Below are 12,631 nucleotides of genomic sequence, written 5' to 3'. Positions count from 1 at the left end.
ATAAAATTATGATTTAAAAACAACCAATTTGCAAATAATATGATTACTCACGTCCTGGTAGCTTTTTCCACGTTACCGTATCGCGCACATATTTAGGTTGAGCGTCACTCGCTTTTACAACGTCACCCGCTAAAAACGCGGCTTCAACATGCGCTAACATATAACGTGCATCAGGCAATGTAATATCAGTATTAATTGTCACGTTTTCAAAGTCATTAAGCGCATCAGGATAGGTTTTAAAACCTGTGCCCACTGCTACAGATGGCTCAGTGGTTGCTATATACTCATTGTTTAGTAAATCAGGTTTTATAACGCATTCTTGGTTAACTAAAAGCATTAGATTATTTTGCGCTTGGTAATGTGCAAAGTATATCTCACCCATGCGTGCATCTATGCTTGGATAAACACTAAGACTACCGTTTTGTTCAAATGCTTGTTGCGCCATAATAGCCAAAGTAGACACACCTACAAGCGGCAAATTAGTTGAATACGCTAAACCTTGTGCTATTGCTACACTAATACGCACACCGGTGAAACTACCTGGCCCTTGGCCAAAACCGATTACGTCTAAATCTTTTAATTTACAGTTTGCTTTAGTTAACAGTTCATCCACAAGTGGAAGTATTTTTTGGCTGTGCTGCTGCGGACACTCTTCAAAATGATGAAACGTTTGGCCCTGGTAATGTAAAACAATTGAAAGTGCTTCAGTTGAAGCATCAAGGGCAAGGATATTACTTTTGATCATTTTAGTACTCTAATTAATTTGTTTTAAAAATGTATTGGCATCTTCTAAGCTTCGCGTGCGGCGCATCGGTGGTAAGCTTTTCAAAAATACTTGGCCATATTGGCGTGTAACTAAGCGATTATCGCATATTACAAGTACGCCTTTGTCTTTACTATCTCGAATTAAACGCCCTACACCTTGCTTTAGCGCAATAACAGCCTGCGGTAATTGTATGTGTGAAAAAGGGTCTTTTCCCTGCATTTGGCAATCTTGCATTTTAGCTTGTAGCAATGGATCGTCAGGGGCTGCAAATGGCAATTTGTCTATAATAACACAGCTTAATGTACTGCCGCGTACATCAACACCTTCCCAAAAAGAAGCCGTGCCGAGTAATACCGCATTACCATGGCGAGTAAATTTCTCTAAAATTATACGCTTAGACATTTGCCCTTGCATATAAACTGGGTAGTCTATTTGTGTAGTTAGCCCTTCGGCAACTAAGTGCATCATTCGATAGCTCGTAAATAACACAAAACAACGCCCTTGCGCTGACTTTATAAGCTCAAGTGTTAGTTTTACAATTGCATGTGGCATATTATCAGCGTGCGATTCGGGTAAGTAGCGAGGTAAACACAGCAGCGCCTGATTAGGGTAATCAAATGGGCTATCTACCATCATACTTTGTTTTGGTTTCAAACCTAGGCTTGCATTAAAATGCTCTAGTTTGTTATCAACCGAAAGTGTGGCAGAAGTGAATACAAATCCTGCGCCCGTGTCTTGCATCATTTGAGCAAACTTAGCTGATACATTCAATGGCGTTATATTAATTGTTAAATAACGGCGCGTTGTTTCATACCAATAACTAAAGCCGGTTTGGGCTGTATCAAAAACCCGCTCTAACTGCCCTTTAAACGCAAGTGCACGTTCAAATGGATGCTCAATTTTGTCGCTTCTATCTAGGCAAAGTTTAAGTACTTGGTAAACAAAATCTAAATCACTGATCACACGATGGAGCGCCGCGCAAATTTGTTTATCGCTTAGTTTTTCTCGCCAATCGCCACGGCTGCCATCAACACCAAATTGTAAACGTAAATCAGCAACGCTTGTCTCAAGCTTGTTTAAGCTTTTACCAAGTTGCAGCATATCGGGAATTTCAGCTCTATAAATAGCACGTAAATCATTAATTAAATCTACCAACTTTTTAGTGCTAACACTTTCACCAAAGTAATCGCTGGCAATTTCGCTTAACTGATGGGCTTCATCAAATATGTAAGCATCTGCTTTTGGCATAAGTTCAGCAAAGCCACTTTCTTTTACAGCCATATCAGCAAAAAACAAATGGTGATTAATTACAACCACATCGGCATCGGCCGCAGTTAAACGTGCTTTGCGTATATAACAGCTTTGAAAATCTGGACACTCTTTACCTAAACAATTATCGGCTGTTGAATTTACATAAGGCAGTACTTTGGCATCATCTTCTATACCTATACAATCAGCCAAATCGCCCGATTGTGTTTCGCTTGCAAACTTAGCTACCATAGCTAGTTGATGCATTACGTCAGAGTCGTCAGTAGGTACATGTGCAACATGTTGATTAAGTCGGTAGGTGCATAGGTAATTGGCGCGCCCTTTTAATAAGGCGGTTTTTTTTGAAGCACTTAAAGCTTTAACTAGTTGCGGTAAATCTCGGTGATAAAGCTGCTCTTGTAGAGCTTTAGAACCTGTTGATATTATCGTGCGCCCTTTTGACTTAAGTGCAGGGGCTAAATATGCAAATGTTTTACCCGTACCCGTGCCTGCTTCAACAACTAATTGCGAACTGTTTTTTAATGCATCCGCAACAGCTACTGCCATATCAATTTGTGGTTGGCGAGGCGTATACCCATCTAAAGATAACGCTAAAGGCCCGGTTGCACTAAACAGCTGTTTGATAATACCAATCACTTTACAATAAATAATAGCGGGATTTTACGTAAGCTAAACATCAAGGGCAAGTAATTAAGTAATCGGTTTGAGTATATAAATAAGGGAGCAGAGCTCCCATTAGTTATTATTGCGCATTTATAGTTAAGGTTATTCCACTAGCTGCGCTGTACCCCTTTAAGTCAATATACCACTTGCCCGCTTGTGGGTTGGTAATACTACACGTTTCAGCATTACCATTTTTATACGGTCGACATTGATATACAGATTCAGTTGATTGAGTGGCAAAATTCACATATAAATCGGCATCGCCTGAGCCACCAGCCATAGTTATATTTAGAGAGAAATACCCTGCTTCTAAGTCTTGTGTAAACCGCCCCCAATCTCCCGTAGCAACACTAATATCAGTTTCTGTTCGATTAATGGGTTCAATCGCTGTTGTTTCACTATAACTGGCAATAAGAGAAACATTAGCAATAGCGTTCCATGCTTCTACCATAACGTAATAAATACCGTTTTGGGCACTCGCAATATCACAACGTTCATTGCTCGATGATGTTGTACTTTTACAATCAAAATTTTCTAATGTAGGCGCTGTATTAAATTTAACATATAGGTCTGCATCACCACTGCCCCCTGAGGTAGTAAAGTTTAAGTTACTTACGTTATTAGGTACCTGTAGCGTATAGATAAGCTGCGCTTTAGCATCACCTGCAAGGCCAGAAACTGCAACACCATTTTGTAACTCATTATTAGCTGGTGGCACTATATCACCAGCATTTTTTGCCATTTCAGCTAAATAACTCACAGCAAGTTTTGCAAATTTACTAGCGTGGTCAGCATCAAAATTAGCGTCATTCTGTGTATGAATTAACGGATTAATATCAGCCATCCTAGATTCAAATGGCATTGATGCTGCAAAGCCTTGTTGATACCATGATGCATGATCAGAACACCCATACCCACATTGGTCAAAACCATGGGTAATGTTAGGTAAGTAGGTATCAATTAACTGACCTAAAAATTGGTTTTGAGCATTTGTAGTGTAATCAGTCATCATTACAATATCTTCGCTACTACCATTGTTTCCAGTCATATCAAATTGCACCATGCCGATCACATTTTTTCCTTGTGATTTATAAGATGAAGCAATATCTTTTGAACCTCTTAAACCAACTTCCTCTGCAGCAAAAGCCATTATATGAATTGTTTTTTGCGGTTTATAATCATTTTCAACAATCGATCTTAACACTTCAGATAATACAGCAATCCCCGATGCATTATCATCAGCCCCTGGTGAGCGACCATTGCTTGGATTTGATTGATTAATTGAGTCTAAATGCCCACCGATAATGACAATTTCATCAGCCTCTTCATCTCCTGCAATAGTAACAATGACCGACGACTGCGCCCAGCTATGAGTAAAGTAATCAACATTTATATCATTACGTGTAGCTGCTAACTGTTGCCAGTAATCTTTTAGCCATTGTGAGGCATCTACCCCAGTTTGAGCCGTGTAATAGCGATTATAAAAGCTACTCATCAAATTAACTGTGTTCGTCAAATTATTTGGACTAATACTATTTATTAATTGCTGAGTTGTTTGCGGATTGTCAATGCTATATGTAGCAGCTAACGTACTTAGATTCTGATTTTGAACGGCAGCTAACTGCTGAGTGTATTCATTAGCCTCGATTAACGAATCATGAGCAACAAACCCTCCACAGCGATGATAATTATCATGCATAAACTCACTCAATTGAATGATATTTCCCTGATCGATTCTCATTAAGTTTACCGAATCCATATTTGTATTCTGTACACTTAATAATTGATCGTTTTGTGTAAATGTTTTTTGAACTTGCTGATAATGTTTTGCAGCAACTGGGTCAATACTAACCCAAATGCTTTCATTATTTTGAGCATATAATGACGACGATGTTAAAAAAGTAAATGCGCATAATAGGGAAGTATAAATAGAAGTTTTCATCAGTATTCCTTGTTATTAAATACAACTTTAAAAGAAAGGGAGCTATTGCTCCCTAAAAGTAGGTTTAATTTGCTGAAATACTAAGCGTTACACCACTTGCAGAGCTATAACCACGTAAGTCTATATACCAAGTGCCCGCTTGAGGAGCATCAAAGGTACAGCTTTCACTATTACCATTTTTATATGGGCGACAAAGGTATGTCCCCGTACTTGATGCTGCTCCATAATTTACATACAAATCAGCATCACCACTTCCACCAGATATAGAAACATCAAGTGATGAATAACCCTCATTTAATGTTTGTGTAAACCGCGTCCACGAACCCGCACCAACACTCACATTAGTTTCAGTTACATTGATAGGAGTAACATCGCCCCCATTACTGCCATCAAAGCTACCCGTTAGAGAAACCCCAGAAATTGCATTCCATGCCTCTACCATCACGTAGTAAGTTCCGCTTTGAACATTACTAATTAAACAGCTCTCAGTACTTGATGAAGTGGTACTTTTACAATCAAAGTTATTTAACGTTGGTTTTGATCCAAATTGTACATAAAGATCAGCATCGCCTGATCCACCATTTGTATTAAACACTAAATTACTTGCTCCAGCAGGAACCTCTAGCGTAAAAAACAACTGCTCTTTAGCTGAGCCACTTATACCAGTACGAGTTACGCCATTAGTTAAAGCTTCATCGTTAGTTGGAGGAGGTGTTGAGCTACACGTGCTACCTGAACTTAAATTAGAGTTTACTCCCACAGCACTTAGCGCTGCTTGTACATCACTTGGTTCATAGTTTAAATCACAAGCTGCATCCATTACGCCATTACCGGCTAAATCCCAATTTGTACTTGCGCTCCAATAAAGCTGATTAGCTCTAGTCATTACAATAAATGCTTTTTTTGTATCCCAACCGGGTGTGGTAGCCAAATTATAAAAAGCTTTATTAAATACACCAGAGCTATGGTGCACATCCATCCCAGAATAATAACTTGATTGGTTATCTATTGAATTACCATCTTGCGTTGGATTATTCATGTAGCGAAGCGCACCATTGCCTTTAAATATGTCTTGGCCGACTAGCCAATCATTAGTGCCTTTCATATAAAATTCGGCCGCTTCACCCGCCATATCAGAAAAGGCTTCATTTAAACCGCCTGATTTTCCGCTGTACACTAAGCCAGAGTTTTGTTCAGTAAATCCATGGCTTACCTCATGAGCAGACACGTCTAGACTAACAAGCGGATAAAACGTATTTTGGCCATCACCAAAGGTCATGGCGCTGCCATCCCAAAATGCATTTTCATAGTTACTACTGTAGTGAACTCGCATTTTTAATTGAAACGTAAGTGGTGGCGTACCGATCCAATCGTTATACATATTAAAAATTACATTTCCAAAATAATGCGCATCATTGAGAGGAGAATAAGCACCATTTATTTCTTTAAATGTATTTTCAGGACAAGTAAAAGAATATGCAGACGTACCACTAGTACCACCGTTGAGGTTTATGGTGCGCACGTTTGTGTTGTTCATCGTACAGTTATTGCCTGACTGGGTAACATCTAAACTATCAAAGTCAGTACCATATATGTATTTTCCTGTTTTTAAATTTCCACCTGGACCTGTAGCATCTGCATGCTGAAGATTGTCAAAGCTAAGCAGCACTTCGCCAGAGTTAGCATCAATAATCTGATAGGGTCTAGAAGGCGATTTACCATAGGTGACATACGACACCTCATAAACCAAGTGCGCTTTGCTTTGCTGATCGACCCAAATAGCCAATCTTGATTTTTCATTATGTTTTTTTAAGCCAATTGTTTTTGCTGCAATACCCACATTTTGGCTTTGGAGCATCGCCTGTTTAGCTGATAATTTAGCACTAACATCGCTTATATCACCTTCAATGTCATACACTGCCGCGCCGTGCGCTTTTTTTAGCATGCCGTTTTTAAATGTTAAGCTTAGTGTATCCCCTATCACGGGTAACCCCTGGTAGGTTTGTTGATACCGGCGAGTCACCTCCCCGTTATTGCTTGTAAACTCTTTTAATACAACTAATTCGTTCCTTACACTCAACCCAATCAATTCTTGAGGACTTGTAGATAATATTGATGCAGAGTTTGATTGCACCATAGTATTTATAGCCGGTTGTTGATTTAGGTATTTCTTATTCGCAGCTACTGCATCTGTTGCTTGAACAAAAGTTAAAGCAGCAAAAGTTGCTAATGTGATTTTTGATAAATTCACGTTTACGCTCCGTTAAAATATTTAGTTTGTAGTGGAATTGTATTAACCGGAACCACCTGTACCCGATTAAGGATCAAGCATATGTTACAAATTGAAGATTTAAAAATTAAACATTTAATTTACACGTAAAGTATTAGTTTAAAATTTAAACTATTCAATTACAGTTAGTTACTGATTTAATGACAAGTAATCAAAATCTCACTTTACATTTTGTAAACATATATTTACTTAAAATTACATTAGCCAGTATTTAAAAAAGGATTAGAAAAAATTGAAGAAGTTTAAAAAATGGCTGGTGAAAACAAAAAATAGAGTTTTATTTTTTGATTAACAGAGAGTGGTAATTAACGCAGTTAAAAACATTTAAGTACATATTAGAAGGAGCGCTTTCGACAATAGAAAAGGACTATTTAGAGCAATGTTTTATATTGGTTTAGTCAACTACCTGCACCAAGTAACCTAGTATTAAAAAGTGCATTACAAAACGTAACAATAGAAATTATAAATTAACTAAATGTCCTGCAGGACATAATAAATATAGCTAATCAAACCATAAAGACTGTGACACAGATAAAGCACAGGAGTACCATATGCCGCGTTTATACTCCCCTTTTTCGTTTGTCGTTAAAAAAATAGTAAGGTTAGCCAATGAATGCTTGGTATCTCATTTGTTTTCTCTCTGCCATTGCAATTTTTATTGCTTTTGCAAACCAATATATCCTCAAAATGCAAACTACAATTGCCATTACTACAGGCTCAGTTGTTATTTCTTTATTATTGATTATTGCCGTTAAATTATTAGGCGATCAAAATGCGTTAGCCATGACCCAAATTGTTTCCAGTATTAACTTTAACGAGTTATTACTCAAAGGTATGCTCGGATTTTTACTTTATGCTGGCGCATTGGAAATTAACCTTATGGCGCTTCGTAAACAGCGCTGGGAAATAACCGCACTAGTGCTATTTTCTACTATTGCTTCCACTTTTATAGTCGGTTATTTAAGTTTTTATCTATTTGCCTTATTTGGCTTTGATGTACCGTTTATATACTGTTTATTATTTGGCGCGCTTATTAGCCCAACCGACCCTATTGCTGTACTTGCTATTATTAAACAAATGCGAGCGCCAGAAGGAATCTCAGTTCAAGTAGAAGGTGAGTCGCTATTTAACGACGGTATTGGTTTAGTAATATTTACGACCATTTTTTCGGTTGCTTTTTATGGCACCGATGCACAATTTGGCGATATAGCAGAACTCTTTTTTGTAGACGCCCTAGGCGGCATTGCGTTTGGTTTGGTTATCGCTTTGGTTGGCCACTTTTTAATTATTAACAGCCGCGATGTAAACATTCGCTTATTGATAACCTTAACTATTCCTACCGCAGGTTTTGCTGCTGCAAATATTTGGGAAATATCAGGCGCACTTGCCATGGTAACGAGCGGCATATTAATGGGTAACATTACTCGTACTAAAGCAACAGAGCGCACGGGGCCTGAAGATACTCGTTACGTAAAAGATTTTTGGCATGCAACCGATAGCTTTTTAAATGCCCTACTGTTTTTAATAATAGGTATGCTAATTGTGACTATGCCTATTACAATCGGGGAAATTGGCTTAGGCTTACTAATGGTACCTGCAGTATTACTAGCACGCTTTATTAGTGTAGGCGCACCCTTTGTTATCTTTAAACGCTTTAGAAGTTACGATAAACACAGTGTTAAAATTTTAACCTGGGGTGGGCTACGCGGTGGTCTTGCACTGGCAATGGCGGCAGCAATCCCACGCGAGCAAGTTTTTGTAGGCGGCTCTGACCTACATAACCTAATCGTTATTGTTACCTACGTTGTGGTTATATTTTCTATTATTGTACAAGGCTTAACTATTTCGCCGCTTATTCAAAGCAGCATTAAGTCAGCTGAGCAAGCAAAGTAATAAATGCTTTGTGAGCAATCAACTCAGTAACCAAGTTATTATATAAATCACTTGGTTACTGTTACTCACGTGTTACAAAAACACTTTAAAGTTTTATAAATTGTTATCCTTTTTATTTATCTTCTTTGTTTAAATTAATCCGCTTGAAATGCAAATGAAAACAATTATAATTTTGGCTTTTCCTCTGTAGGGCTTTTCAATGTCCAAAAATAATTCTCACGTGTTTTTAAATTTGGTCTCTCTGGGCAAACGACAATTTCATTGTTTTTTTGTGCTTTTTATAATGGCTATGGCAAGCTTTAATGTGTCGGCCTCACCTAATGAGCAAACAAAAATAAAACAAATTGCACAGCTTGCAGAGTATGTAGGTGTAGATTACGTGGCAGCTGTTGGAAATGGTGAAATACTAGACCCCGACGAATATCAAGAAATGACTGAATTTTCGCACGTCATTATTGAACAAGCTGGACAGCTATCAAGCCAAACCAATGAGTTTGATACAGTAAAGGCACAAGCTAAAGCACTGCATACAGCGATTGCTAATAAAGCGAGTGTTGCCAATGTACGTGCAGCAAGCTCAGCGCTTCGTGAGTCGCTGCTTACCTTTATGCCACAACTATCATTACCTACATCGCTGCTTCCGGTTGAGCAAACTAAAGCGCTTTTTGCTACTAACTGCTCAATGTGTCACGGCCCTAGTGGTCAAGGCGACGGCCCGCTTGCAAAAAATTTATCGCCAGAGCCTACCAACTTTACCGATGAAGAACGCGCAACAAACCGCTCATTAATGGGGTTATTTGACGCTGTAAGTAACGGCATTGACGACACGCCTATGGTTGCTTTTACCCAATTTAATGAACAACAACGATGGTCTTTAGCTTTTTATGTAGGTAGCTTGGCATTTAAAGATGTTCAAAAACCACAAAATGTAGAACAAAACATTACCGCTTCGCAGATTGTAAACCTAAACCCTGCACAATTATCGGCAGGTCAAAGTGAAGCACAAGCACATTACGTTAAATGGCTTCGTGGTAATCCAGAGCTATTATTTAGCGCTAACAAAAATCCGATAACAGTTACTCGCACGCAGTTACTTGCAGCGCAAGCTGCGCATGCTAAAGGCAATTACTCACAAGCAAGTGATTTAGCAATTAGCGCATACTTAGATGGCTTTGAGCTTGTTGAAAACAACTTAAATGCCTACGACGAAACACTGCGTAAAAACATCGAAGTACAACTGATGAACCTACGCCAAACATTCAAAAACGAAAAAGATACAGCCGTCGTTGCCGAAAAAGTAAATGCCGCACTAACACAACTCGCTAAAGCAGATAGCATGCTAAACGAAACCAAGCTAACTGATGGCGCTCTACTTTCTGCTAGTTTAATAATATTACTGCGAGAAGGCTTAGAGGCACTCTTAGTTATTATTGCCCTTATGACTGTGCTTATTAAAACGAAACGTCAAGATGCGCTTAAATATGTACATATTGGTTGGGTAACAGCACTTATTGCCGGTGGCTTAACATGGGCTGCTGCGCAAACATTAATAGAAATAAGTGGTGCAAGTCGCGAAGTTATGGAAGGTGCTGGTGCATTGTTTGCCGCTGTAATCTTACTGTATGTTGGCGTATGGATGCACAGTAAAACAAGTGCGCAACAATGGCAAAAATATATAAAAGACAATATAGATAAGCGTCTTGAGTCGGGAACACTTTGGGGATTAGCGGGGCTTTCTTTTATTGCCGTGTACCGAGAAGTATTCGAAACCGTATTGTTTTATCAGTCTTTATTAACGCAAAGCTCGCCTGCTCAATATTCATCTATTGCATCGGGTTTTGCGATAGCTGTAGCAATACTGGCTATTATTACGTGGGTATTAATTAAGTACTCAATTAAATTACCGGTTGCTAAGTTTTTTGCAATTACCACTTACCTATTATTCGCACTCTCGTTTGTGCTTATGGGCAAAGCCGTTATTGCATTACAAGAGGCCGATATAATAGGTATTGCCCCGCTACCAATGAGCTTTGAAATAGCATGGCTTGGTATTAAGTCAACATGGCAAGGTATTGTAGCTCAGGTATGCGTGTTCGCTATATTTAGCTTTTATATATTTAAAAGCAAAAACCAATAGTAATGCCTATCTGCTTAAGAGTTTAAGCTAATTGGCATAAGCAAAATACATAGTAAAAAGGCCCGCAAGGGCCTTTTTAGTTAATTGCTTATGTATTTAGTAAAATTGGTATTATCAAGCCCATGTATCTAAATGGGGGTTTTCGTCATCATCTACGTTAGACTTTTTTTTACTATTTTGGTCGTCAAGCATATTGAGCTTTTTCTTTTTTTGTAACTCACGCCTTTTTTTATTCTCTAGCTCCACTTTTTCAGCGGCCGATCCACTTTGCACACCCGCAATATGAAAAGCACTTTTTGACTCAACTTCTAGCCTGGTTATTCTTCCTAAATAAGGAATCATGATATCCATACACACTTCCTTAGTTTACTGTTAAATTATCTAAACGCTTGGTTTGGCTAATAAACAAACAAATATATGCAAAAATTGCACTTTCCTTCTTAATATTATCGACAGTTATAAGATATGCTTTAATTAAGCTAAAAAAAACTTGCCATAATATCGCTGTTTATGTTTTTATGAATGCGAAATTTATTTAAACAGATAACAACTGAACGTTACTATAACAACGAGCAGTTACATAGGATAAAAAATGCGCTTAAACCTGACAACAGTACATCATCACCACCATTCACCGGAATAACCTGTCAGGTCTTTCGCTGAGAGGTTATTCCTAAAAGGAACCTCTGGCGATTCAAAAAACATTGATTCATTTTCGCCCTGAGGTTCCCCTCGGGGTTTTTAGTTTTTAAATTAAAGGAAAATGAACAATGAGTAACACAAATCGTCTACGTATCGCCATCCAAAAAGGCGGCCGCCTATCTAAAGATTGTCAAGATCTGTTAAAACAGTTAGGTGTTAAACTTAACCTTCGTGAACAACGCTTAATTGCACACTCAACTAATATGCCAATTGACGTACTACGTGTGCGCGATGACGATATTCCTGGTTTAGTAATGGACGGTGTATGTGATTTAGGTATTGTTGGCGAAAACGTACTAGTAGAAGTTCAAGCAGAACGTGAACGCCAAGGTGTTCCAAGCGAAGTAAACAAACTTTCAAAACTAGATTTTGGTTACTGTCGTCTTGCACTTGCATGGCCACAAGAGCTAGGCGCTCGCGATAAGAGCTGGTTTGAAGGTAAACGTATTGCAACTACCTACCCAGAAATTTTAACTCAGTGGTTAAAGCGCGAAGGCATCAACGCAAGTACAGTAATGCTTACTGGCTCTGTTGAAGTAGCACCACGTGCAGGTTTATCTGATGCAATTTGTGATTTAGTATCTACTGGCGCAACACTTGAAGCTAACGGCTTAATTCAAGGTGATACAATTTTAGAATCAAACGCATGTTTAATTCAAAATAAAGATCTGCAAGACGCTGACAAACTAGCACTAATCAATAAGCTTATGCCGCGCCTACGTGGTGTTAGACAAGCTAAAGAAAGCAAATACATCATGCTACACGCACCAAAAAACAAACTTGATGAAATTTGTGAAATTTTACCTGGTTCTGGTCAACCGACTCTACTTGCCCTTGCGGGTAATGAGGAATACGTAGCACTGCACATGGTAAGCAGCGAAACATTATTTTGGGAAACAATGGAGCAGTTAAAAGCCCTAGGCGCTAACTCTATTTTAGTTATGCCAATTGAAAAAATGATGGAGTAAG

8 protein-coding genes are annotated in these 12,631 nt (G+C 38.5%); 3 read left to right on the top strand and 5 right to left on the bottom strand.

Translation table 11 applies throughout. From position 1 onward, the window contains the following. Window positions 1-43: 43 nt before the first annotated feature. The 4 genes from tsaB to H5115_RS00435 form a co-directional block, all read right to left on the bottom strand. Window positions 44-745 (bottom strand): tRNA (adenosine(37)-N6)-threonylcarbamoyltransferase complex dimerization subunit type 1 TsaB, encoded by a 702-nt coding sequence (gene tsaB / locus H5115_RS00450; protein WP_182753029.1) that lies wholly within the window; start codon window positions 743-745, stop codon window positions 44-46. A gap of 9 nt (window positions 746-754) precedes the next feature. Continuing rightward, window positions 755-2,671: an ATP-dependent DNA helicase gene (locus H5115_RS00445; RefSeq protein WP_002960248.1), complete on the bottom strand. Its 1,917-nt coding sequence runs from the start codon at window positions 2,669-2,671 to the stop codon at window positions 755-757. Between the two features lie 106 nt (window positions 2,672-2,777). Then, window positions 2,778-4,640 carry a M28 family metallopeptidase gene (locus H5115_RS00440; protein WP_182753028.1) on the bottom strand — a complete coding sequence of 621 codons (1,863 nt, stop codon included), beginning with the start codon at window positions 4,638-4,640 and terminating at the stop codon, window positions 2,778-2,780. A gap of 64 nt (window positions 4,641-4,704) precedes the next feature. After that, on the bottom strand, window positions 4,705-6,891 hold the full coding sequence (locus H5115_RS00435) for a M4 family metallopeptidase (RefSeq protein ID WP_182753026.1): 2,187 nt from the start codon (window positions 6,889-6,891) through the stop codon (window positions 4,705-4,707). 648 nt (window positions 6,892-7,539) lie between these two features. Between H5115_RS00435 and H5115_RS00430 the strand changes: the two genes are divergently transcribed. Further along, window positions 7,540-8,823, top strand: coding sequence for a sodium:proton antiporter (locus H5115_RS00430; RefSeq protein WP_182753024.1), 1,284 nt, complete (start codon window positions 7,540-7,542; stop codon window positions 8,821-8,823). 283 nt (window positions 8,824-9,106) lie between these two features. Continuing rightward, complete coding sequence (locus H5115_RS00425; protein WP_182753218.1) at window positions 9,107-10,960, top strand: cytochrome c/FTR1 family iron permease; 1,854 nt, start codon at window positions 9,107-9,109, stop codon at window positions 10,958-10,960. 114 nt (window positions 10,961-11,074) lie between these two features. Here H5115_RS00425 and H5115_RS00420 read toward each other — a convergent pair whose 3' ends face one another. Then, window positions 11,075-11,311 carry a hypothetical protein gene (locus H5115_RS00420; RefSeq protein ID WP_002960256.1) on the bottom strand — a complete coding sequence of 79 codons (237 nt, stop codon included), beginning with the start codon at window positions 11,309-11,311 and terminating at the stop codon, window positions 11,075-11,077. A 419-nt stretch (window positions 11,312-11,730) separates the two neighbouring features. Between H5115_RS00420 and hisG the strand changes: the two genes are divergently transcribed. Beyond that, window positions 11,731-12,630: an ATP phosphoribosyltransferase gene (hisG, locus tag H5115_RS00415; protein WP_002960257.1), complete on the top strand. Its 900-nt coding sequence runs from the start codon at window positions 11,731-11,733 to the stop codon at window positions 12,628-12,630. The last annotated feature ends 1 nt before the right edge of the window (window position 12,631 follow it).

The organism is Pseudoalteromonas sp. SR44-2 (assembly GCF_014163745.1).
GTDB classification, from domain to species: Bacteria; Pseudomonadota; Gammaproteobacteria; order Enterobacterales; family Alteromonadaceae; genus Pseudoalteromonas; species Pseudoalteromonas distincta.
Note: the sequence above shows the minus strand (reverse complement) of the source record. Positions and strands in the feature narration are given on the sequence as shown.